Origin of the sequence: Dokdonia sp. Asnod2-E02 (assembly GCF_045063915.1) — a bacterium.
GTDB lineage: Bacteria > Bacteroidota > Bacteroidia > Flavobacteriales > Flavobacteriaceae > Dokdonia.
The window spans coordinates 82,087-106,580 of sequence record NZ_JBEFNX010000005.1 but is presented as its reverse complement, the minus strand read 5'-3'; the positions used below and the strand labels follow the sequence as shown (position 1 = coordinate 106,580).

General features: G+C 38.1%; 21 protein-coding genes. 6 read left to right on the top strand and 15 right to left on the bottom strand.

Features of this window, described 5'->3' with window-relative positions; genetic code table 11:
• Window positions 1-34: 34 nt before the first annotated feature.
• Window positions 35-565, top strand: coding sequence for a DUF1877 family protein (locus ACJJVM_RS00465; RefSeq protein ID WP_405210410.1), 531 nt, complete (start codon window positions 35-37; stop codon window positions 563-565).
• Between the two features lie 330 nt (window positions 566-895).
• Here the strand turns inward: ACJJVM_RS00465 and ACJJVM_RS00460 are convergent, their stop codons facing one another.
• The 13 genes from ACJJVM_RS00460 to ACJJVM_RS00400 form a co-directional block, all read right to left on the bottom strand.
• Window positions 896-3,502 (bottom strand): DUF6923 family protein, encoded by a 2,607-nt coding sequence (locus ACJJVM_RS00460; protein WP_405210409.1) that lies wholly within the window; start codon window positions 3,500-3,502, stop codon window positions 896-898.
• Window positions 3,503-3,631: 129 nt separating this feature from the next.
• On the bottom strand, window positions 3,632-4,351 hold the full coding sequence (locus tag ACJJVM_RS00455; RefSeq protein ID WP_298351391.1) for a LytTR family DNA-binding domain-containing protein: 720 nt from the start codon (window positions 4,349-4,351) through the stop codon (window positions 3,632-3,634).
• 38 nt (window positions 4,352-4,389) lie between these two features.
• Window positions 4,390-4,707 carry an Hpt domain-containing protein gene (locus tag ACJJVM_RS00450; protein ID WP_298351116.1) on the bottom strand — a complete coding sequence of 106 codons (318 nt, stop codon included), beginning with the start codon at window positions 4,705-4,707 and terminating at the stop codon, window positions 4,390-4,392.
• Window positions 4,708-5,739 (bottom strand): ATP-binding protein, encoded by a 1,032-nt coding sequence (locus ACJJVM_RS00445; RefSeq protein WP_405210408.1) that lies wholly within the window; start codon window positions 5,737-5,739, stop codon window positions 4,708-4,710. It lies immediately after the preceding gene.
• Window positions 5,740-6,870 (bottom strand): FIST signal transduction protein, encoded by a 1,131-nt coding sequence (locus tag ACJJVM_RS00440; RefSeq protein WP_405210407.1) that lies wholly within the window; start codon window positions 6,868-6,870, stop codon window positions 5,740-5,742.
• Window positions 6,871-6,874: 4 nt separating this feature from the next.
• Window positions 6,875-8,848, bottom strand: coding sequence for a PAS domain S-box protein (locus ACJJVM_RS00435; protein ID WP_405210406.1), 1,974 nt, complete (start codon window positions 8,846-8,848; stop codon window positions 6,875-6,877).
• Window positions 8,841-9,383 carry a heme NO-binding domain-containing protein gene (locus ACJJVM_RS00430; RefSeq protein WP_405210405.1) on the bottom strand — a complete coding sequence of 181 codons (543 nt, stop codon included), beginning with the start codon at window positions 9,381-9,383 and terminating at the stop codon, window positions 8,841-8,843. Before ACJJVM_RS00430 ends, ACJJVM_RS00435 begins: the two co-directional genes overlap by 8 nt.
• Window positions 9,383-9,799, bottom strand: coding sequence for a response regulator (locus tag ACJJVM_RS00425; RefSeq protein ID WP_298351130.1), 417 nt, complete (start codon window positions 9,797-9,799; stop codon window positions 9,383-9,385). Before ACJJVM_RS00425 ends, ACJJVM_RS00430 begins: the two co-directional genes overlap by 1 nt.
• 290 nt (window positions 9,800-10,089) lie before the next feature.
• On the bottom strand, window positions 10,090-10,440 hold the full coding sequence (locus ACJJVM_RS00420; protein ID WP_298351133.1) for a DUF6686 family protein: 351 nt from the start codon (window positions 10,438-10,440) through the stop codon (window positions 10,090-10,092).
• 11 nt (window positions 10,441-10,451) lie between these two features.
• Window positions 10,452-12,647: a PepSY domain-containing protein gene (locus tag ACJJVM_RS00415; protein ID WP_405210404.1), complete on the bottom strand. Its 2,196-nt coding sequence runs from the start codon at window positions 12,645-12,647 to the stop codon at window positions 10,452-10,454.
• 7 nt (window positions 12,648-12,654) lie between these two features.
• Window positions 12,655-13,140, bottom strand: a complete 486-nt coding sequence (locus ACJJVM_RS00410) for a DUF2271 domain-containing protein (protein WP_298351139.1) — start codon at window positions 13,138-13,140, stop codon at window positions 12,655-12,657.
• Window positions 13,140-14,639: an ankyrin repeat domain-containing protein gene (locus ACJJVM_RS00405; protein ID WP_405210403.1), complete on the bottom strand. Its 1,500-nt coding sequence runs from the start codon at window positions 14,637-14,639 to the stop codon at window positions 13,140-13,142. The genes ACJJVM_RS00410 and ACJJVM_RS00405 overlap by 1 nt, the downstream gene beginning before the upstream one ends.
• 2 nt (window positions 14,640-14,641) lie before the next feature.
• Window positions 14,642-15,547 (bottom strand): DUF6607 family protein, encoded by a 906-nt coding sequence (locus ACJJVM_RS00400; protein ID WP_405210402.1) that lies wholly within the window; start codon window positions 15,545-15,547, stop codon window positions 14,642-14,644.
• 110 nt (window positions 15,548-15,657) lie between these two features.
• Between ACJJVM_RS00400 and ACJJVM_RS00395 the strand changes: the two genes are divergently transcribed.
• Both ACJJVM_RS00395 and ACJJVM_RS00390 read left to right on the top strand, forming a co-directional pair.
• Window positions 15,658-17,739 carry a TonB-dependent receptor plug domain-containing protein gene (locus tag ACJJVM_RS00395; protein WP_405210401.1) on the top strand — a complete coding sequence of 694 codons (2,082 nt, stop codon included), beginning with the start codon at window positions 15,658-15,660 and terminating at the stop codon, window positions 17,737-17,739.
• Between the two features lie 18 nt (window positions 17,740-17,757).
• Entirely contained in the window at window positions 17,758-18,387 is a 630-nt protein-coding gene (locus tag ACJJVM_RS00390) for an HmuY family protein (protein WP_405210400.1), read from the top strand.
• Between the two features lie 50 nt (window positions 18,388-18,437).
• On the opposite strand, the gene ACJJVM_RS00385 is transcribed toward ACJJVM_RS00390, so the two are convergent.
• Together ACJJVM_RS00385 and ACJJVM_RS00380 are read right to left on the bottom strand one after the other, a co-directional pair.
• Window positions 18,438-20,282, bottom strand: a complete 1,845-nt coding sequence (locus ACJJVM_RS00385; RefSeq protein WP_405210399.1) for a monovalent cation:proton antiporter-2 (CPA2) family protein — start codon at window positions 20,280-20,282, stop codon at window positions 18,438-18,440.
• Window positions 20,283-20,320: 38 nt separating this feature from the next.
• A complete protein-coding gene (locus tag ACJJVM_RS00380; protein ID WP_405210398.1) occupies window positions 20,321-21,211 on the bottom strand; it encodes an AraC family transcriptional regulator in 891 nt (296 codons plus the stop codon).
• Between the two features lie 169 nt (window positions 21,212-21,380).
• Here ACJJVM_RS00380 and ACJJVM_RS00375 point away from each other — a divergent pair, with 169 nt between their 5' ends.
• The 3 genes from ACJJVM_RS00375 to ACJJVM_RS00365 all read left to right on the top strand — a co-directional run bounded on the left by ACJJVM_RS00375 (window position 21,381) and on the right by ACJJVM_RS00365 (window position 24,411).
• Window positions 21,381-22,226: an enoyl-CoA hydratase/isomerase family protein gene (locus ACJJVM_RS00375; RefSeq protein WP_405210397.1), complete on the top strand. Its 846-nt coding sequence runs from the start codon at window positions 21,381-21,383 to the stop codon at window positions 22,224-22,226.
• Between the two features lie 47 nt (window positions 22,227-22,273).
• Window positions 22,274-23,248: a zinc-dependent alcohol dehydrogenase family protein gene (locus ACJJVM_RS00370; RefSeq protein ID WP_405210396.1), complete on the top strand. Its 975-nt coding sequence runs from the start codon at window positions 22,274-22,276 to the stop codon at window positions 23,246-23,248.
• A 197-nt stretch (window positions 23,249-23,445) separates the two neighbouring features.
• Window positions 23,446-24,411 carry a 2OG-Fe(II) oxygenase gene (locus ACJJVM_RS00365; RefSeq protein WP_405210395.1) on the top strand — a complete coding sequence of 322 codons (966 nt, stop codon included), beginning with the start codon at window positions 23,446-23,448 and terminating at the stop codon, window positions 24,409-24,411.
• The last annotated feature ends 83 nt before the right edge of the window (window positions 24,412-24,494 follow it).

The following is a 24,494-nucleotide window of genomic DNA, read 5'->3' as shown; positions in this document are numbered from 1 at the left end:
GAAAGTCCGTTGTGAGTCACTAGAAAAAGTATAAATGTCACAAAGCACTACACTTTATGAAATAAATATATCTGACTTTATCAGGATAGAAAGGGATCCTTCATTATTTAAACCGGATATATCTAAATCATACGAAATCTTTGAGAAGAATTTTTCTGGAATTGAATTTATTCTTAAAAAAACTATTGATAAAAATATGACGGAAAAAATTGATGAAATTTTTAGTCCAAAGCAGTATTTAGGTGAACCTGTAAATTATGAAAATATTGATTTTACTCAAATTGATTTTTCAGAGATTGAGGATAACTCTATTAATTATTTAAATCTTGAAGTGATAAAGGATATAAATACAGTTTTAAATTCAATCCCAACCCATAAATTTATTGATAAGTATAACTCAACAGAGCTAAATAAAAACGCAATTTACCCTGAAGTTTGGAACGATGCTGAATCCGATGAGCAAGCGTTTAACAAAAAGCACATAGCTGAGGGAATTGAACAACTCAAATCAATACTAACTCGTGCTGAAAAAAATGAAAACTATATTTTCATTTTTAGCGGATAGAAAACGAACGTGAAACATAGAGCTTTATTAAAGACAAGCCTACTTTAGCTTTGCTATTCCTAATCTAGAACTCTTGTCAAATTGCCATTCTATTTTTATATGGATAAACATTTGTTTTGAGAGCTTGTTTACCATCGTGATGAGTTCTTTCTATTTCTCTTACTTGAGGTATGATTTCGCGAAAGCGAACTTGTGAGATTTACAACCACCGATAGAGCGTAGCTATAAAGCTTACTAAGCAGTGTAACCTATCACCCCACCCCACAAAAAAAAGCCACCACCGTCCCCGGTGATGGCCAAACATCAAATCAAATCAAAAAAACTACTTACTTATCTCTTTATGACAAACTTGCCACTGTGTTGTTGTGAGGCACTATCTATTATTTTATAGGTATAGATGCCTGTCTGTAGGTTTGGAGCTGTGTATACAGCTGTTAACCCTCCATTATTTGTTGTTATATCTTGCGTGTCTACTATGCGTCCTAGCATATCTACTACTGTGATTTGTACCGTTGCACTCGCTTTTGCTAGGCTTATCGTAGTTTCTCCTATAAAAGGATTAGGATAGTTTGTTAAAGCTAGCTCCTCTACTGTAGCATCTACATCTTCTACCGAAAGGGCTTCTGAGTTTGCAAATCTTATGTCATTAAGGAACATCTCTTTAGTTTGTGCTGTTCCGTCTTGAGATACCATTGTAAATACTATCGTTACAAGATCATCAAGTACTAGTGGTGCTCCAGAGCCGTTTACAAAGTTCTCTAGTGAGAAGTCTATCTCTTGATAGCTATCTGTAAGCTCAATGGTTGCTTTGTACTGTTCTTCCCAGTTTTCTATGCTTGCTTTTACAAAGGTTACTTCTAGGTTACCCGTTCCTTTTGCACTCATCTGTAGTGCGCTATAGTTACTTACATCTACTGCCTGAAAACGTGGTGTAAGTGCTCTGTAGGCTCCTACATAACTCGTCGTTGTTGCTGTGAAGGCAAGGTTACGCTCTATAGCATATACCTCATCACTATAAGTGTTTTCATTTTCTGTAATCTCATAAGAGAGTACTTCTGTACCATCTTGTGAAGCATCTACTCCCCAAGGCCCATCAGATAGAAATAAATCATCTGGTGTGTTTATACCATCTCCTATTCTAAAGCCTATGTCAAATAAATAACCAGTGTCAATAGTAACTTCTGTGATGTACTGTTCTCCTAGATCTATTATAGAGGTAGTTGTCACGAGATCACTTGTCTCTGTAGCTCTTATACCTGCATCAAAGGTTACACTCTCTGTTGCATTTGTGTTTACAATCTGTAGTTGTAATGCACCATTTGTATAGCTACCGCTTTTTACAAAAACTGTAGGTGGTGTTGTTACCTCATAAGATGTTACTGGTTTTTGTACTTCAAGTAAGTTTAATAATTGTTGTCCTAGTTTATGAAGGTCATCTATTGAGTTTGCCCATATTTGGAAGTTGTAAAAAGTTACCTCTTCTTCATAGCGATCTAGATTCCAGTGGCTCTCTACGGCAAACTCTGCTCCGTTATTTACTTCTTTCGCCGAAAGGCTTAAAACAAATTCTACACTGCCGTCTATATTTCTTATAAGGGATTTGATAAACTGCTGTCCATTAATCTCTATGGTAGACACAGAGGTAAGCTCTGCTCCTAGTAAACGATCACAGATATACTTAGTGTGCTCATATACGCCATTCTCAGTTTTGAGTGCTAGTATAGAAGCGGTAGAAATGTCATTTTTAATATAGTCTACAGCATATACTTCTGTAGCATTTGTAATATCAACAAGGTCTTCTGGAGTAGACTCTACTACATAGTCTTCATTTATTTCTTCTAGAGGGATGAAATCTTGTAGTGTAAATGACTGTGCATTTCTCACTCCATAGTTTGCTGTTTTTTCTTTAAGTGGGGCTAGGTCTTTATTAAATGTATAGCTCTCTTTTGCACGGTTAAAATTACGTTTTGCAATCGCATTAGATAATCTATTGTTACTCTCAAGACCACCCTTATTACCAGTAGAAGCTTCTGGATCTATAGTTGCACAGTCTCCATATCCAGAGCAAGATGGATCTTCACAATCTGTAAGACCGTCTCCGTCATCATCTATACCGTTATCACATATTTCTTGTAACACTGGTGCAGTAGGGCAACGAGCGCCATCATTACTATTACTAGATGGTCCAAAAGCAAAGAGGTTTGAGTCCATACTATTACTTCCCGTTAGGTCTTGCACACTTTGTATTACATAGATAGTTCCTGTCTGGTTTGCAGAGACATAAAATCTCCCTGATGCATCAAAATATACAGCACCATAGGTGTATTTAAGACCAGATAAGATAGGTACTTCACCAAGTGACTGCACTACTCCATTTTCTGGATTAATACGGTATAGTATGTTTGAATTTTTTTCTACAGTATATAGTTGATTATCTACCGCATTAAAAGCCCAGTCGTGCACGTTAATGCTTTGTGATAGCGTCTCTGTGCTTAAAAACTCTGTGTATGTACTTGAAGTTGGGTCTAAGTCTACTTTATAATACGTACTACCACCAGCTTTAAAGTAATACTGTCCCGTAGCGCTTATGTCTCCTATATACTTATTACCTGTGGTAAGTGCATCTATAGTAAAAACGGTTGTGTTAAAGTCTTGACCTATTCTAACAATAGATTTTGATGGGCTAGATAAATACCCCCATATAAAACCATCTGCAGGGTTATATGCTGCAGCGTTAATGTTACCAGTAGTTATATTTTCGGCCGCTAGAAAAGAGTTTCCAGAGGCAAGATCAATCGCATATACATCATTATACTGAAATAAGTATGCACTGTAATCACAGTTAAATGGAGTGTCTTGTGCACTTACATTAAAAGTACATACTAAGCAAGCTACTAAGAAAACTTGTTGTGCTAGTGAGTAAAGATTTGATTTCATAGTGCTTCTATGGATTTGATTATAGAAACAAAATTAGGTCGTTTATACTCTGTATTTTTTAATTTTCGATAGCACTAGTCGTGATATCGACGAGTGGCAGTTTACTGTAGACGAATGGAAATACCTAATTTACAACAAGTTAAGGCGCTTCATAAGTTCTGGTCTATTAGAACGACTTATAGGGATTACATCTCTTGCTATAAGGACACTATTATCCTCAATATCAACTATTTTCTTAATATTAATGATATAAGAGCGATGTACTTTTAAGAACAAGCTGTCTGGCAGTTTTTCTTCTATCTTTTTAAGTGTAGAGTGTACTGTATAATTCTTCCCTTCGGTTTTTATGAGTACGTAGTCACCTTTTGCCTCGATAAGAAATATGTTATCAAATACAATCTTTATGAGACGCCTGTCTATATTTACATACATCTCTTTTTCTGACTCTTCTTGCTTTGCTTCTTGTACAACAGGAGCTGCTTTTTGAACCACAGGTGCTTTAAAGCTTTCTACCTTTTGCATTGCCTTAAGGAATCTAGGTAATGTAATAGGTTTTACTAGGTAATCTACAATACAATCGTACTCAAAAGCCTCAATAGCAAAGTCACGGTCTGAAGTGGTGAGAACAATCTTTGGTGGATTTTTAAGCGAGTCTATAAAGTCAAAACCCGTAAAATCTGGCATATGTATATCCAAGAATATAAGATCGACCTCGTTTTTATTTAAAAACTTAATCGCTTGCATCGCGTTAGGGAAGTCATCTACTACAGTAAGGTTATCTACTTGACTACATAAATGCGAGACTATAGTTCTCGCAGCAGTTTCATCATCTACAATTATACAATTCAACATATGAGGCATTTATTGTTGTATATGCAATTTACAGATTATAAATCTTTTATAAAATCTATGACGCTATTTAAGATGTCTTTAAATGCTTGTTCCAAGCGTGTGTTATCTTCTTTAAGTTCGGCTTCATAAGTGATGGCAAGTTCGTACCCATCTACGAGGCCTACTATACCTAGCTTGTGCTTGATTTTATGTACGTTTTCTGCCGCTTTCGCGAAAGCGGAATTTTTCATATTCTCTTCATACTCTGCGATCTCCACAGGAAGCTCTGCTTGTACTACCCCGATGAGTACTTTTTCAAAAGATGCGTCTCCACCTGAAAGTTCTTGTATGTAGCTTAGATTAGGCTTTTCCATTTATGTAGTATGTGGTAATGTAAAATAAAAAGTTGTTCCTACTCCTTCTTCGCTCTCAAGCCAGATCTTACCACCGTAAAAGCTTACAATCTTTTTTACTATGGAGAGGCCTATGCCGGTACCAGAGGTATTACTATCTAATTTTTGGAAAATCTGAAAAATTTTCTCAAAGTAGGCTTTGTTGATACCCTTACCATTATCTGCTATTTTAAATCTGGGAGCCCGAGAGACTATCTCGTAACTTACCGTCACCTTACCTTCTGGTTTATCCATATTTGCAATGGCATTACCTACGAGGTTTTGAAATAATTGCTGGATTTTTACCTTATCTGCCACGATCGTGGGTAGCTTTTTTATAATCACCTCAACATTACTAGGGACAGCTTGTAGATTTACTACTTCATCTAGTAATGCATTAAGATCTAGCTCTCGCTCTTTGCGTAAGTCCTTATCTATAGAGGAGTAGCTCAATATACCAGAGATAAGGGCATCCATCTTTTCTAGATGTGATACGATGAGTTTTATTTGCTCTTTACCGTCATCACCCAGTACCTCTTCATAATCTTCTTGTAGCCAGCTTATGAGAGCTTCTATGCTACGTAGTGGTGATTTTAAGTCGTGAGAAACGATATGAGCATAATCGTTAAGTTCTTGATTTTGTAATGCAAGTTCTTGTAATAACAACTCTTGATTTTCATTAACTCGTATAAGCTCATCTGCTTGCTCACTTATGTACTCTGCTAGGTTTCTCTCCTCTGCATTCTCATCAATATTATCTGGATTTGCTTTATGAATTACAGCTTGTAACCTATCTAGTAATGACTTTTGCTGAGCTGTTTCTTGTCTTAATAATTTATTTGCCTCAAAAAGCTCTTCTGAACTGAGCATCATTGCTCTCTGGGTCATTTTGAACTGATTGTCTAAGGTGTCATAAGAGCCACTAATAGCATCCATAAACACAGCTAGATCCTCTCTATCCTTAAGATCATCAGGGAGGTATTTTCGTATTTGTCTTTTTAAGAGCGGGTTCATCTATTCGCTTATTAAAGTGATAGTCATTGTCTGGTTATGCAATTTGCAACTTTGCTCACCATAAAATGGTGCAATCTCACCATAAGAATACATACCGGCTATGGTGGTATCATTACCTATCACGCTCATTACCTCCTCTACCTCTTCTTCTACACGCTGGTCTAGTACGAGTTTACGCCCTATGCAACTTATAAGTAGCGCAAGCTCTGGTGGTGTTTTCCTTCCTTCCATCGCTCTATTTGCTGCGGTCTCTGATGCAATGGCTATGTTATCCATATTAGTCATCATAAGTTGTACTGTAGCCTTCTCAGGAACATCACCAGCAAGTATCATCGCATTTTGCTCCTCATCTATATTAAGTATGGTGCGCACAAAAGATTGTTCATTTTCCTGACTTTTCACATTGAGCGGATATATTAGTGCAGATCCAGGTAACTCCGCTGCTTTATCTCCTAAGTATCTCTTGTATAAATCTAATGCCGGTTTTCCATCTATTTCATAAAGAACGTTTCCTTCAGACTTAGTAATAAGTCGCTCTGGTCCAAAAGGCGTCCAACCACCATAGATTGAAAAGGAGGCTTCAAAGGTTTCTCCATAAAAACCTATAACTATAATCTCCCCTTCTTTAGGTTGTTCATTATAAGATGCTAGTGTTCTCTCAAAACGAGCATCATCACCACAAAGACCTCCAGTGATAAGAACATCTGGTACGGCCTCTTGCATTCCTTTTGTAAGTGCAGATCCATTTACAGAGCTACCTTCAGAAATTACAAAAATGTGCTTAAGCCCCTCTTTACTAAGCTTATCTACCACAGTTCTCCCTGCTTGCTCACTATCATTATGAGCTTCTATAATAGACGTTGTTTGTACTTCAAATCGCGTCTTTTCAAACTCAATTGCTGTAATTGTAATGTGCTCATCATTTACCGCACCAGCAACAATCTCACCACTAGAAGAACCAAAAATGAGGTGACCATCTGGAAACAGTGATCGTACTTCTTCATAAATAGCAGCATCCTCAAGCAAATACCTGTTACCAAAAACGAGAACCAAAGGCGATTTTAATGAAACATTTTCAGACAGGTACTGCCATTCTTTATCTTTTTGTCGCTGTAACTGTACTGTTTTCATATTATTATTTTTTTAATGTGAAGAAAAATGTTGTTCCTTCTCCCGGTATACTTTCTAACCAAATTTCACCAGAGTACAAGTCTACTATCTTCTTAACTATTGATAACCCTATACCTGTAGAATCTTTGTGTTTGTTAAGTGATTGAAAAATCTCAAATATCTTATGATGATATTCTTTCTCAATACCTATCCCATTATCAGACACAGAAAAGGTATTATGTGTTTTTCCTTCTTTACAAGCTATTTTAATAACACCCTGTTCCTTATCTGAGTAACGTATGGCATTACTCATTAAGTTTTGAAAGAGCTGTTGTATACGCACTCTATCTGCTTTTAAAATAGGTAAAGTGGTTTCTCGCTCTATACGTATATTATCAGGGATGTGGAGTAACTTTTCTATATCATCTATTACTCCAGAGACAGATACATCTTCCTCCTCTTTATCATCTGATGAGACACTTGAGTATTCAAGCACATCAGATATGAGTTGCTCCATCTTCTCTAACGTGGTACCCATCAAGTCTAAGTTTTCTAAACTATCGCTTGACAGTACATCTGCATTATCTTCTTTCACCCAGGTTAATAGGGCATCAAGACTACGCAATGGAGACTTTAAATCGTGAGAAACTACGTGTGCATATTCTTGCAACTCGTGATTACTAGAAGCTAGCTTTTGTAATAAACTCTCTTTTTGTAATTCAAGTTCTTTAATAGCTGTAATATCAAGATGGATACCTATAGAGCCTATAATATTACCACTTAGATCATAATTTGGCGCTCCACTTATAAGCCAGTGTCTCTTTTCTCCTTTTTTAGTCACTGCGACTACCTCATAAGAGTTTGATGAGCCTTCAAGGCGTTTTTGATTTTCTTCTATGAGTTCCTGTCTTGAGCTCTCATCAAGAAGTACTTCACTACCCTTCTTGCCTATTAATTCATTTTCAGTATAACCAGACATTTCTTCAAGACTCTGGTTTACCATAAGAATCTTGTCGTCATTATCTACCTCTACAAGACCTAGCTCCATATTTGCAATGATACTACTGTACTTAGCCCTTTCTGCCTCAATATTTTTTCTAAACCTTCTATGTAATGTTACATCCCTGTAAGTGGTAAGGTGACCTTTATAAATGCCTTCTTCATAGATGGGTATAAAATCTCTTTCTAATATTCTGCCATCTTTGAGGTGCAATTCATCACCTACTACTTGCTCCTTAAGTTTAATAAGTGTGTTAATTCTAGTTACAAAACGCTCTTCATTTTCAAAAAGGTGTTTGTATCGCTCTGCTGCATTAGTACAATCTTGACCTATGAGCTCAGCTGGAGTACTAGCCATATTAAAGAAGTCGCAAAAACGCTCGTTTGCAATAACTACTTTTCTGTTTTCGTCTTCTAGTAATATCCCGCTCTCAAGGTTTGAGATCACTGCAGAGAGTCTATTTTCTGAATTGAGAAGTTTACGCTCTGCGGCTTTTTGTGCGGTTATATCACGTACAATCCCTTGTGCAGCTATTGGGATTTGATTTTCATCATAAACGATACTTGCATTGAGTTCAAGTAGTACTGTTTTACCGTGAGCGACAATCCTTACATTAAAACCTGTGAGAGAGCCTGTGCTGTATAATTTTTGAAAAGCAGTGGCAGCCTTCTCTACATCATCTTGATGTAAAGTGTCTAGGAGGTTTTTCTTTTCTGAAAGATTAAAGTCTAGTAACTGCTCTGCAGCTTCATTCATTTTTAAAACGTCACCAAAAAGATTGGTCACTACATAAGCATCAACTATGTTTTCAAAAACCCCTTTAAGTTCTGAGGTTTTTTCCCGCACAAGGCCTTCGAGTTGTTCATTTGCCTTTTGTAGCTCTTGCCCTTTATAAAAAAGTTCACGAGACTTATCTTCAAGAATACGTTCGGCCTCTTTTCGGGCCGCCTTTTCACGAGCTAGCGCTCGTTCATACATTTTTATTTTTTCTTCACTCATCTGCAGTGATACTGAATTTAACTTCAGTACCCTTATCGTTTAGTTTCTCGACTAAGATAGTAGCTTTTTGATTAAAATGCTCAAATGTTTTATTCATTAATCCTCTACCAAAAGAGTGCATAGCCCTACTAGATGTATAAATCATTACCAGCTCATTTTCAGTCTGTTTAACAATTTCAAAGGTAGGCAGCTCTGCATCAGGATATATTTTTATAACCTCAACGTGTATGTGGTTTTCTATAGATCCTAGCATATCAAAAGGATCTTTAAATTGAAGTAAAAACTCTGGGTAACTCTTCTTTACTACACTAAAAAAGTGCTCTCCATAAACTAATAATAAGTCGTCTATAGCGATACCAGTTTCCTTATTTAGATTAGTAAGTAAACTCACCATCTCTGCAAAGCTATAAGTACCTACTGCGGTATAAACTCCATTAGACGGAAGTTCTGAGTTAGAAAGAAGCGTGTCAACCATTTCTAGTCCAAACTTATCTTCTACAAGATCTAAAAATTCTGTAAATACAATTCCTTTCATTATGCTTTTATTAGTTCGTTCTGACTCCAGTAATTAAGTGTGCGTTCTATTTTCTGAACGTAATCATCATACTTAAGCGGCTTTAAGATATAACCAGCAACTCCGTGTTTGTAACACTCTAGTACATCTTTTCGGTTACTTGATGTTGTAAGTATGATGGTAGGTAAATACCTTAACACCTCATCTTCTTTTAAAATTTTCAAGAATTCAATGCCATTTATACGTGGCATATTGAGGTCTAAAAATATGATATCTGGAACCACATTTTCATCCTTAAGAATAGCAAGCGCTTCTTCTCCATTTTTTGCTTCTATGAGGTCGTGTTGCATCTCGAGCTTTTTTATCGCTCTCTTAAGCTTCATAACTTCAATAGCATCGTCCTCTATTAAAAGAACTTTTAATTTTTTTGACCCCAAATCATTATTTTTAAATGTCAACAAATATGAATATTAAAAATTGATTCTTAGATGAAAAATAGTTGAACACACATTTTACTGTAGACGGATGGTAGAAAAGTGTCGACGAGTGGTAAAAATGGGTGTTTTTTACGCTTTCGCGAAAGCAAAATGATATTTTCTACTAGTATATTACTTTACAACAACTTATATGCTGAATTTGAAATACTTAGCAAATGTCGTAATTATAATGCTCTCAATTACTCATTTTTTTTACTCAAGGACATCCTTAAAGAAAATCTAACGCTTGTTTAATTTAGAAAAGAGATATAGTCTATCTCGTGAGGCTTGAGTAAACGGTTTGTTTTGGTCCTAACTTTTAATAAGTCCTTAAGTGCGTTAAGCTCGCTTTGATTAAAAACCATTGCCAGATTTTGTTGCATAGATTGTATAGGTATCTTACGCTTGAGCAATGCGCGCTGGCAAGAAGCTTCCCAGTAATCTATATCTATCTCATACACAAACTTGGTAAACGCCTTAAACTCTCTAGGAGTAAACTGAAGGTATATATTATTAAAATAAAGATGATATACCTTACACCCCTTGCAGTATGAGAGCTCTCCTTCTATATTTTTTGAAAGTGTTTTGAGATTAGTACACATAAGCATTGTTTTTAATAGCAATCTGTTTTTAGCTGTCCAGACTCCTTAAGGCTTGCAATATCTGTTGTGCCGTATTGAGCAAGCGTTTCTTCTAGAAGGTCAAGTACATCGTTTTGCATCGCCAGCGATCCACATATCATTATGACGCCCTTATCCTCAATCGCTTTTAGGAGAATGTCGCGACGTACTCTTAAAGCATCTTGCACATATTGCTTGTCTCCCTCTCTGGAGTGACTTTTATAAAAATGTACACGTGGGTTTGTTGCATACTTTTCTAAGAGGTAATCATCATAAAGTGCAGTAGATGCCGCTGTACGACTTCCCCAAAACACGTAAAACTCCGTAGGTGCTTTTGTATCTAGCATCCCTATAAAAGGTGCGATACCAGTACCATTTGCAATCATTACCACTTGCCTAGCTTTTTTAGGTAGATGGAAGGGGCTATTATGATTTATACTTGCTTTAATAATAGCACCCTCATTAAGACTGTATAAATAAGAAGACCCTTTACCCATACTGTGCTTTTTTACACTTAAAACTATGGTGTCTTCTACCTTAGCAATAGAGTACTGCCTAGCGACTGTTGTATCTGGTGGTGTGATTGCAAATAAATCGCCAGATGTAAATGAGGTCTTTGTTACGGGCTGTAGGGTAATAATGAAGGTTTCATCTACATTTAATGCAGTTCTTTTAAGGACTTTGAAGTCTTGTAAAGCGGCTGCCTTTTTTACTTTTTTCTTAGTGTCTAGCGGTAATGTTACACCTATACGTTTTCCATATTGTGCACCCCATTCTTTTACTTGAGCCACATCTCCATTATTAATTTTATGTAACGGCAGTTGTGGTATAAAACCGGCTTGAGCTTGTAAAAGTGCATCTACTTGTATGGCAAACTTACAGTAGTCTGGATACTCACGTGAGCCATAACCTACCACAGCATAAGCAATCTCGTTGGGTTGTGATATGGTTTTAAAATTTTTTATAAACTTTCTGGCATTTGTAGGTGCCTCACCTTCTCCATATGTAGATGTAAAAATGATGATATGTTGCGCTTTCGCGAAAGCGGAATACGAGTTAAGCATCGTCATAAACACATTTTTACCGCCTGCAGTAAGATCTTGATACAGCGCGCGTGCATATGAGTGACTTGTACCTGTCTCCGAACCTACAAGAATGATATACTCACAGTCATCCTTATCTGGCATTTTGAGCGTTCTCCCCTTCTTTGACAGTCGTTTTATGCTCATTACACAACCCGAGTACATAAAATATAAAATAGAAATACTAGCCAGTAGTAGTACGATAGACCATAAGACGGTTCCTTCTCCGGTATGTAATACCCAACTTATCTTAGATACAGCTTCTATAAATGGATATGTAGTACTCCTTACAATCTCACCAGTAGCTTGATTTACATAAACCTCTTTATCTGAAAGTGCAATCTCATAATACTCCGCTGGATCACTAGAAAATGGAAAAGCCACCTCACGCACGTCACTGAGCATTATTTCTTTAAAAAAGGGTATCTCAGTAACACGATTATACCTCACAGCATTATCTTGAGGGGTGTACTCCGCTACTTCTGTTTGTGGAGTAGGTATTAATTCAAACTTTTCGGCAGAGAGATAGACGCCTGTAAAAGCAATTATAATTATGGGGATGATAAACCACCTACTAAGCAAGACGTGATATCGTAACTCTGGGTAATCTTTATGAACTCTAGCAAATATCTTTCTTAGGCCACCTTGTCGCTGTATAAGCAATAGAAACCCTGTAAGAGCTATAACGAGTAATAATAGCGCTACTATACCTACAAAGACACGCCCTAGGGTTTTTAAAAACAGTGATCTGTGCAAGTTAGTCGCAAAGCTATAGATGGAAGGGCGCTCTTGTACAATGGCAAGGGTTTCACCCGTAAGCGCATCTATGTAGACATCTTGCGTCTCCATCTCTGAGGTAAGCACGGCCGCTTTTACAAATCCGGCAGTGGTTACTTCTAGGGCAAAAACCTCATCATAGTTTTCTTTAACTACACCTATTGTAGTGCCTAGTGAGATGCTATCTAGCTCGCGTACATCATATCCTTTTGCTTGATGAGCAATAGGCTCTACCGCAAGTATAACACCCGTTATAGCTGCGACGAGTAAAAATAAAGATGAAACTAAGGCTAGTACAAAGTGACTATATCGCCAGATGGAGAGGGTCATAGGTATCTTACTGAGGTAACATTCTTACGTAGCGTATAAAACCTTTACCTTCTTTTTTGGCTTTCAGGTTTTCTGAAGTAAGCTCAAATTGAATATCATCTTCATAATATTCTTGATCTTCTACAGAGGTTTCAAAACGTAAACTATAACCTTGATCAATTTTATCTTCTGGTATTTGTAATACAGTCACTGTGCGCTCACCACCACTTATGGTAGCCCCAGAAATTGCATCTATATTAGGACGGCGCTTCCCATAAAATTGCCACCAGGCAGTAATCTCACTATACCACTCACTGTCTTTACCTTGCACATAAAGTGTCTCTTGATACGCACCAGTAGGATCTAGAAGCGATACTACAAGGTAGGCTCCTTCTCCACTATAGTTAGTCATCTGGATAAGGCACTTTACAGGTTTTGTAGTTGCTGTAGTAAACGCACTTAATAAAAGCCCCGTGAGTAACAGGGCTGGTATGATTTTATAGATACTTTTCATTATTTTAAAAATGTTAGAGGGATATTATTTTGTTGTAATAGTTCGTTTTCGGTAGCGAGGTCTAGTACAGACTCTTCAAAATCTGTTTTTACTTTGTGATCTGCACCACTTGCTATAAGCAACTTCATAAGACGGTCGTCTTTTGCCTTCATTGCTGCAATGTGCAGTGCGGTAAGTCCTTCACTGTTTTTTGCATTAATGGCTGGTTTGTATGCGAGAAGCTGCTTTACAAGATTTACATCATTTTTTAAGACTGCAAGATGTAATGGTGTATTTCCTTCGGCTTGTGTAGTGGTAAGAGACACTCCTTTTTTTGATAACAAAGCAAGCTTACTTTCAAAAACTTTTGGATTCCTAGCCCTATATGATTGTACAAGGTATGATGCTAGTGAGTTACCGACTTTATCTTTCGCGAAAGCGTCACCACCATTATCTAGTATATATTGTACAACGCTCATATCATTACCTCCTACAGCAAGCATAAGAGGTGTTTGCCCCTTATCATTCACTGTATTAATATCTGTAAGTTGCTTTGCGAGTAACTGCAGGATTGCAAGATTATTTCTGGCAGCAGCATTATGAAAGGCAGTTGTACCACTTTTATCTTTCTGGTTTACATCTACGCCTGCATTTATAAAGAAGTTAAAAATAGCTGCGTCTTTGTTGCTATACGCAAGACGATGTAAAGGTGTCGTACCTTGTTTTGTAACTACATTTGCCTCAAGACCTAGCGATTGTAGATACTCATAAACGGCTAGTGAGTTACTAAAACCACGACCACCTTGAGCTGCAAACATATATGCGTTACCTCCATCACTGGCAAGCTCTTTATAAACCACACCGCGTGCTAAAAGGGTTTTAAGAAAATCAATATTTCCTTTTTTTGCGGCATAGTTAAAAATGCCATTCCCATTAGTATCTGTAGCATTTATATCAAAACCTTTGTTTAAAAAATAATCAAGATCTGCATCTGTTTTTAATGATGGTGCTGCGAGTAAAAGTAAGTTTACGCCGGTATCACTTTTTTGAGCGGTGAGGTTTACGCCTGCATCTTCAAAAGCATCAATGATGGCTGGATGAACCTGCCCAGCATTAATCCCAAAAGCTAGCGGAGTAAAACTATGGCTGTCTAGTGCTGTTGTACTAGACCCCTCGTTAAGTAAATAGTTTACAGTCGCAACATCACCCGCATATGCAGCCCAGTGTAAATAGATACGGCTGTCGTGTGTCTTTTTTGCTACGTCATTACCTGGCTGTGCGAGGAGATATTTAATTACAGCTACATCTTTCTTTTCAAGTAGTGCATACACCGTAGCGTCAAAGGCGTTTGCATTGAGCATTGCTGGGTCGTTACCCTCTTTTATTTTTTGTGAGACGGTACTTACTGTGACTTCACCTTTCCAAAAATCTCTATTTAGAAAAATGTTATCGTCTTGTGCGTTTACTAGGGTACTTGCTAGAAGAATAGCCAGTAGTAATATGTTATGTGCTCTTTTCATAATTATTCTTTTACAAATGATTCTATAAGTTGGTCTATACTTTTTTGATCTTCATATCCTTCGCCAAAAAGGTGCTTGTATAGTACTTTATTATCTACCTTTTGCTCTAGATGTAGGTCTTTGTTCTTGTTGTAAACTTCATCCCATTTAGTGCGCACAAGCGCCCATTTTTCTTGGTTATCTACCCACCACTGTGCAGCGGCAGCACATTTACTATCATCTACGCGCTTGTAGGTATTGTATCCTTTTTCTTTGGCTATTACTTGATCTTCTTGGTTTGCGGTGCGCACTACCTTACTATTATCTTGATCGTGTACCCATCCATAAGGAGTAATCTCCTGGCGATTACCACGTACCGTAAGATTATAGTCACTTCTAGTAGTATACTCTCGTCTAGGTAAAGGTGCATTTGCGGTATTCTCCCAGTAGCTCTTACCATCTACGTGTACCCAGGTTGCAGAGCCTTCATAACGCGGACTATCATCTACTTGATATACCTTTTGTGTCCACTGTCCAGCTACTTCATCTGCACTTTTATTTTCGTAAGTCCATACATTATCTGCATTGTACGAGTAGAGGTTTGTGTTTTCATAAAGCCAGTTTTGTCTCCAGTGTTTTACAATCATAGGTTGTTCTGGGCTTCCTACTTGTAATAAGTGTTGTATCTCAATTTGATTCTCCTTATCTGTAACGAGTTGCGCCCACTCTAGTCCTTTGCTTACCTTATTTTTTGAAGGTTTATATAATGAGTCATTGCTATAAGTAAAGGTCTCTGCAAAGTTAAAAGTCACTTCAAAGCAGCCGCACATCTTCTTTATAGCTTCTTTATCGAGCTCCTTTTTATTAGTCTGTGCTGTGGTTTGTAATCCTATACTTATTATAAGTAGGGTAAATAATATTCTTTTCATCTGATAGGTATGTTGTTAAATAATTTGTGGTGTAAAAATAGTTATTTTTATTAAATCTAAATAACAATAAATACTATATTTGCTCACTATTAAGAATCAATCTAAATAAAATGAGCCCTAAAACACTAGCAATAAGCTTAGTACTTCTTATAACCTCACAAACACTTTTTTCTCAAGAGCAACCAGAGGCTGTAACACCAGAAGAACTAGAAGAAGTGATCCTCACAGCTACTCGCACCAAGCGACAGTTATCTTCCCTCCCTCTACCCGCAACTTTAATCTCACAAAAAACCATAAAGCAATCTGGAAGTTTACGATTACAAGAGATACTTAATGAGCAAACAGGTATTATCACCATTGCAGATGAGAGCGGTTTTGAAGGGGTGCAAATACAAGGAATCTCATCAGACTATATACTTATCCTTATAGATGGTGTTCCACTAGTGGGTCGTAGTGCCGGAAACTTTGATTTGAGTAGGCTCACCGTAGGCAATATCAAACAGATAGAAGTGGTAAAAGGTCCCTCTAGTAGCCTTTACGGCTCTGAGGCGCTGGGCGGAGTTATCAATATTATTACAGAAAAGCCACCATCAGAACAACTAGATGGTGATGTGACCTATCGCATAGGCTCAAATACCACACAAGACGTGCAAGCCAGCATCAAGCAGGGGTTTGAAAAATTGAGATATGCCCTGTTTGCAAACCGAAACTCTAGCAATGGTTATGATCTCACACCAGAAAATGAAGGACAGACCGTAAATCCATTTGTAAACTACACTGTAAATGGTCGTGTGTATTATGACTTTAGTGACAAGCTTTCATTGTTTGGCTCTGCTAGATTATATGATCAAGAGCAGGAAGCTGGCCTTACGGTAGATAATGTGCGCTACGAGGGTGATACAGACGAGCGTGAGTATAACACCCATCTCAAATTAGATCAAAAATTTGATTCCCCACTCACTACTACCTATGAACTTTACTACACAAACTATCAAGCGAGGGAGTTGCTACAAGACCCTATTTCGGCAGGAGTGCTTAGTGATAATGACTTTAACCAGAAATTATGGCGGCCAGAGGTACGTGGTAATTACGCTTTCGCGAAAGCGGGATCACTCACAACAGGTATAGGCTTACAGTATGACCAGCTAGATCGTACCTTTTTTGACGAGACAGTACGTTTTAACTCGCAATACATCTATGCACAATATGACACCACACCCCTAGACAAACTGAATGTTATAGCAGGATTGCGTTATGATAATCACTCTGAATATAGTAATCAACTTAGTCCAAAAATTGCCCTACGCTACGAGGCTACAGATGCTATTGCCATTAAGGGCTCTGTGGGGTATGGCTTTAAAGCGCCAGACTTTAGACAGCTATACTTTGATTTTACAAATGCGGCCGTAGGTTACACCGTATTGGGCTATAATGTGGCGTTAAGTAAGCTTCAAGAACTGCAAGATCAAGACCAGATACTAGATGTACTCATCTCTCAAGATGACTTATCACAACCGCTCGCCGCCGAAAGTTCTGTAGGTTACAACCTAGGCGTCACCTATAAAAAAGGAAAGTGGAATGCAGAGCTCAACGGCTTTAGAAATGACTTTAAAAATCTGATTGATACACGCATTATTGCTAGAAAACAAAATGGTCAAAATGTCTTTAGCTACGCAAATTTTGATAAGGTATTTACCACAGGTTTTGAGCTTAATGCGACCTACACCTTCTCAAAAGATCTTCGTCTTAGTGCGGGATACCAGTTGCTGTATGCATATAACAATGCAAACAGGGAGGCGGTGCGAGATGGACAAGTTTTTGCACGAGACCCAGCGACTAACCAGACGGTTGTTATAGAAGAGCAAGACCATTTTGGACTCATAAATAGATCCCGGCATAATGCAAATGCAAAGCTATTTTATAACATCCCATCGCTAGATATAGCTATGAATGCACGCCTACTCTACCGCAGTAAGTACGCACAGTTTGACACAAACGGTAATAACCTAATAGATCGCTACGACACCAGCTTTGTAGATGGTTACCTAACGACCAATGTTGCTGCGTCAAAAACATTTTATAATGACTTCACGCTTCAAGTAGGAGCAAATAACCTCTTTGATTATAAAGATAGTAACATCCCAACTTTACCAGGCATACAAGGGTATGCCTCACTTAATTATCAATTTTAACCATTTAATACACACACAATGAACAAGAACTTTTTTACACTAGCAACCCTCTTTATCCTTGCTTTTACATCTTGCAGCAGCGATGATGATACTACGGTTACACTCGGCCCTGTTGAGGCAGAGCAAGTAAGTAATCTATATGCGCCACAAACGGGCGGACAAGGAGCACCTATAGGAGGTGATTTTACAAAATTTGACTTTGAGACAGGAGCAATCACGACAAGTGATACAGAATGGGATATTGCCTTTAGAGGTACTACCATTGCTGTAAATGGTGGCGTAGCAACAGGTACAGATGATGAGCCTACACGCACTGGTGATGCGGCAGCAGCTATCATTACTAGTACTTTTGATAATGTGACTACAGCAGAAGGTCTTACGTTTACACAAGACTCAGAAAGCGAGTTTGCTATCCCTACAGGAAGTGATAATGGATGGTACAATTACAACTTTCAAAACAACGTGGTCTCTCCCATACCAGGACAAATACTTGTATTTAAAACTACAGAGGGTAACTATGCAAAAGTTGAGATACTGAGCTACTATCAAGATGCACCTGCCAGTCCAGACCCACAGACAGACGCGAGTAGATACTACACATTTAACTATGTCTATAACCCTAATGAAGGCGAAACAACTTTTAACTAAGTTGTTTAGTTAGTCTGCTAGTTGAGCCCATCGTTATGATGGGCTTTTTTTTATGAGCGTTTGCCTCCCAGGCTACTGCTTCCCATATGGAGGTCACTGTTAAGCAACTCCTCTTGTTGTGCAATTTCCTTTCTTGCTCTAAAGATGTATTCTTTCTCGTCTTTTGGGCTTACTGCAAGACGTTTCAAACTATCTACATCCAGCTGTATAAACTTGGCTGCTTGCTCATCTGTAGCCTCTCGATCAAAGCCCATAAAGTGCAATACATCACTCGCCATCTTTACAGATGTATCTAGGGACTCTCTGTAAATATGATCGATTCCCATATTGTGAAGCTCGTAAGCATCATATCTATTTCTGGCGCGCACGAGTAGTTTAATGTGAGGATACTTATCCTTTACCTTTTTTACAATACGTCGTACCAGCTCTGGATTATCTATGGCACAAATAAGGTAATCTGCCTCTGCAATACCAGCAGACTCAAGAAGATCCATTCTATTTGCATCACCATAAAATACCTCAAACCCCATTTTACGCAAGAAGTCTACTCTATTTGAGTCTAGATCAAGTACTGTAGTTTTTATACCGTGGGCACGTAAAAATCTACCCACAGTACTCCCAAAATGACCAAAACCTATGAGTAACACCTTATGGCTAGACTGTATATCGTCCATAGGTCTTTTTTCTTGTTCTTTAGTTCCTTTGCGGGGTAAAATAAGGCGCTCGTTTACAATCCAGAGTACAGGTGTAATAGTCATTGTGAGGGCTGTAACCACGAGCATAATATCTAGCTGCTCTCTCTCAAATATATTGAGCTGGAAAGCAAAGGATAACAATACAAAGGCAAACTCCCCTATTTGTGCTAGTCCTACAATAAGTAGTAATCGCTGGTCAAGTTTAAGCTTAAAGGCTAATCCCGTGATGAGCAATACAATTGCCTTCACAAGGATGACACCCACCACAAGACCGGTAATCAATAAAGGATTTTCGGCAATAACAATAAAATTTATGGAGGCACCTACTGCCATAAAAAATAAGCCTAGTAATAATCCCTTAAAAGGATCTAGCGTACTTTCAAGCTCGTGTTTAAACTCGCTAGTAGCCAGAACGACCCCGCCTAAAAAGGCTCCAAGAGCAGGACTGAGCCCTACTAACTCCATAAGAAACGAGATACCCACTACTATAAGTAAAGCAGAGGCTACGAGTAGCTCTCTCACCTTTGACCTTGCTACTAAGCGCAACATAGGGACAATAAGATACCTACCCGCTACTATAATAATAGCGATAGATAATAGAATAGCCAGTGCTTGCAGTCCTAGAGGCAGGTCATCAAGTAAACTCACGTGACCACCTTCACTTGCTGTAGTAGCATCACTCACATTAGATAAAAGGGGTAACACACCAAGCATTACAATGACAATAATATCTTGAAATAACAGAATAGAAAATGAAGAAGTACCGTAGGTGGTTTCCATCAATCCTTTTTCTTTATTTGTTTGTAAAGTAATCGCTGTAGATGATAGCGAAACTGCCATTGCACTGGTAAGTGCAATTTTCCAATCTACGCCAGCTAGGTACAGAATGCCATACGTGAGCAGCATCGTCCCAAATACTTGAATACTCCCCATACCTATAACGAGTTTTCGCATCTCCCAGAAGCTGCTTGGTTTGATCTCTAACCCTATAATAAAGAGCATTACCACTACGCCAAACTCTGCAAACTCAAGTATATCTTGCCCTTCTTGCCCTACAAAACCTAAAATATAAGGTCCTATGAGCATCCCGGCTAGTAAATATCCTATTACAGAACTGAGTCCTAGTTTTTTTGCTAGTGGCACACATATCACGGCACCGGCTAGAAATATAATTGCTTCAAAAAGTATTCCTCCACTCATACATTAATATTTGATTGGTTATAAAAAACGAGTACATCTTAAGCACTCACAGCACAAGAGGCTCTTTTAAGTAGCATATACTCCCCAGCATTTTTAAACTCTCTTACAGAAGTGCCTGTATAGCGTTTAAATGTTTTTGAGAGGTGACTTACATCTGTAAAGCCTAGCTCATCTGCGATTTCAGTAAGGGTAAAATCTGAATTGAGAAGACGTATCTCTACTAGTCTAAGTTTGGCTTTCATAATATACTCACGCAAAGACATCCCTACCTGTTTTCTAAAAAACTCACTTACGTAGGTGGCAGACATCATAAATGTTTCTGCAAGTCTATCTACTTTAAGCAGTTCACTTTTTGCAATGTTCTCGTTGATGTAGGTGAGCATATTTGTTGCTCTATCATCACTTGTTGTATTTACAATCTCATAGTGACTCCCTTTTTTTATATTTCTAATAACCACTTCTAAAATACTTACCATAAGACTTGAGATAAGCGATACAGAGACCTCTCCATAGTTTCTAGTCTCTCTTAAAATAATTGCAGTAAGCTGTTTGAGATGCTCCCTATCTGCATCACTTTTAATGATATCGCCAGGCAGCTGGTTGTAGTTAGATAAGATGTAGGCGGCTTCTTTAAACCACTCAGACTTATCCAGCGTCATCTTATTAGAGCTTTTGAAAAACGAATTTGTAAACTTTAAAAAGACAAATTTTGTACGCTTCTCTATATTGAACGAATGACACTTTAAGGGAGGTAGTAAAAAGATACTATCCTTTTTATAATCGTAAAAGTTGTAATTAATACACTGCGTACCCTCTCCACTTTCAATAAGTACAAGTTCAAAAAAGTTGTTTTTAACTGGGCGTTGTTTCCACTCAGACAACTCCATTTCTTGTATTTCAAAAGGTTTATAAGCTTCTAATACTTGCATAGTAGTATGATTTAGGGACAAATTTAGGGTTTTATAGCGTTAAAATTATCATAATACACCCAACAACCTTTATTTATACCTAATTAACCATTTTATATACAAATAGACCAGCGAGCTATCCCACTACATTTGTATCATCAAACAAACTCACAAACTAAAACGTACTAAGATGGATTACAAAAACTTCCAAACATTTACGGCTTCACAAACAGAAGGCGTACTCACCGTAACAATTAATTTTGGCCCTGTAAATGTACAAGGACAAGAAATGCTAGCAGACCTCAACAGCCTTGCACTACGTCTCGAGAGAGATAGAAGCGTTAAAGTAGTTGTTTTTGAATCGTCAAATCCAGATTACTGGGTATGTCATTACGATACCAACCTTTTAAGAGATATGTCTACAGAGGCGGTACACAGAGATGAAGTGGCATTACTAGATCTACAAGTGGTTTTAGAACGTTTAAGCAACTTACCACAAGCTACTATCGCAAAAATAGAAGGATTTGCACGTGGTGGTGGACACGAAATGGCTCTAGCGCTAGATATGCGATTTGCAGCTAGAGGAAACGCTAAGTTTATGCAGATGGAAGTAGGTATGGGTATTCTTCCTTGTGGAGGAGGCGCATCACGTATGGCACGACAAGCAGGTCTTGGTAAAGCACTAGAGATTATTCTAGGTGCACAAGACTGGGATGCAGACCAAGCAGAGCATTATGGTACGATAAACAAAGCACTAGACCCAGATGAAATAGGACCATATGTAGACGCACTTGCCACACGCATATCAAAATTTCCTGCAGAAGCAATTACAGCTTGTAAACGTGCCGTATATGCATCTATAGATCTACCTATAAAAGAGGCCTTAAAAGAGGAAGCTTATCAACTTTATCAAGCAACTAGCAGAACTCCGGCGATAAAACGTTTTACCATCGCAGATGAAAATGGAGCTCAGTTTGACCACAACAATCAGAAAAACTGGGAAGGAATGTTATTAGACCTTCAAGAAATACAATAAAAAAATCACACAACACAAACTATAAAAAGAAAGCATATATGAAAGCAATGATTATAAACGAATACGGTGAGAATGCCGCATTCACAGCAAGCGAAGTAGCAAAACCAGCAGTAACTTCAGGTCACGTGAGTATCAAGATTGCAGCCTCTAGTGTGAACACGGTAGACACAATGATTCGCAAGATGGGGTCAGACCTACCTTTATCACCAGCAGCACCAGCTATATTAGGAATGGACTTTGCAGGAGTGATAGAAGCAGTAGGTGAAGGTGTAAATGACTTTAAAGTAGGTGACGAGGTATACGGTTGTGTAGGTGGCCTTGCCGACTTACAAGGTACGCTAGCCGAATATATCGTGGCAGACAGTAAACTTATTGCTCACAAAGCTGCCAACTTATCTATGACAGAGGCGGCATCACTACCACTTGTAGCAATTACTGCTTATGAGGGGTTAATGCGTGCAGGGATTAAAAAAGGACAAAAGGTACTTGTACAAGGTGGATCTGGAGGTGTAGGCCACGTAGCGGTACAACTAGCTATTCACTTTGGGGCAGATGTATATGCTACTTGTGGAGGACCAGAACAACAAAAAATTATAGAAGGCTATGGAGCAACGGCAATTAACTATAAAGAAGAAACGGTTGAATCATATGTAGCAAAATATACAGATGGTGCAGGTTTTGACCTTATTTATGATACCGTAGGTGCAGATAACCTTACGAAGTCTTTTGAGGCAGCAGCACTTAATGCACAAATAGCTACTACAGTATCTATGTGCAACCTAGATCTTACTCCAGCACACTTTAAAGGCTTATCACTACACGTTGTGTTTATGCTCATCCCTATGTTACACAACTACAAGCGAGAAGAGCACGGAGCGATTTTAAAAGAACTAAGCAATATCGCACAAGACAAAGCACTAGTACCTCTAGTAGACAGCACATTTGCGCTAGATAATGTAGGTGATGCTTATGCAAGACTAGAGAGTGGTAAAGCAATAGGTAAAGTAGTTGTAACTAACTAAGACCTCATCCATAGGCTTACTATGGCAGGACTTAAACCTTAAACATCTATTTTATAGGTGTTTAAGGTTAAAAAAATACAGAACTTTGCTTTTCATAACAACCACCATTTTAACCACCAAAGCCAACAGCCTTTTGTACGCAGTTCTGTTATAAATATAAAATAGAATAGCAGTAGCTATATGTAAAACATAATATTATGAGTACCATAGAACATACAAATGCACTTGCAGAAGCTCGTGCTTTAGAAGTACCATCACGAGAATTATCATTAAGACGCGATCCATCTGTTTCTCAATTTTGGAACGAAAATCGTAAATTACTAGAAGCTGCTTGGGCAGAATGGGAAATAGAAAACAAAGATGATGTATTAATTCCTGATGAAACCTTGCTAGACCCACGTTTACGACAAGCCATTAAAGACGCTTGGGAAAACCCAGAAAAAGAATCTGCTGTTGCCGATTTATGGGAAGAAATTATACCTGGTGTTTATGTAGCACAGTTTTTTGATCTAGATCGTTTAGCAGATTTTCGTAACTATCTAGAAGCTGTAGCAAACTCTGGAGTGCCAAAACGTGCACCTTATGGTATACAATTAAATCGTTATGGAATGATGTTAGACCCTCGTTCTGAAGGTCATCTGGCAGTACCTAATTTTCAGGCATTTTATAATGTTATGATGGATCGTTTTATGCGTCCTATAGCGCGTTTGTTATTAGGAACTTACGGTTATGATAATCAGACTTTTGGTTTTTCTATCCAGTACAATCCAGATAAGGACAAGGATTTACACGCACATACCGATGCCTCTGCAGCTACCTTGAATATCAATATCAACTTACCAGATGAAAAGTTTACAGGATCTGAGGTTGATTTTTATGATAAAGCTTCAGGAAAAACGGTACAAGCTATTTTTGAGCCGGGTAAAGCCATCATCCATAGAGGTAATGTCCCACACGCAACACACCCCATTACAAGCGGGCAACGTAGTAATTTAGTAGTGTGGTTATATGGAGACCGTATGCAAATACCACGTGGTAGTACAAGCAGCTACGGAAATACTAGCAACAGCGACACCATTAAAGATGTTGCTTTAGAAAGTGTAACCGCTCGCCAGCGATGGAGTTTACCTGATGGTCCTAAAGATACCGCTGCACCTTTTTAAGAAACGTAGGTTAATTATTAACTTAGAACAAGAATAAAATTAAAAGAACTGGTAATACAACTAGTGTCAGTTTTCATCAACAT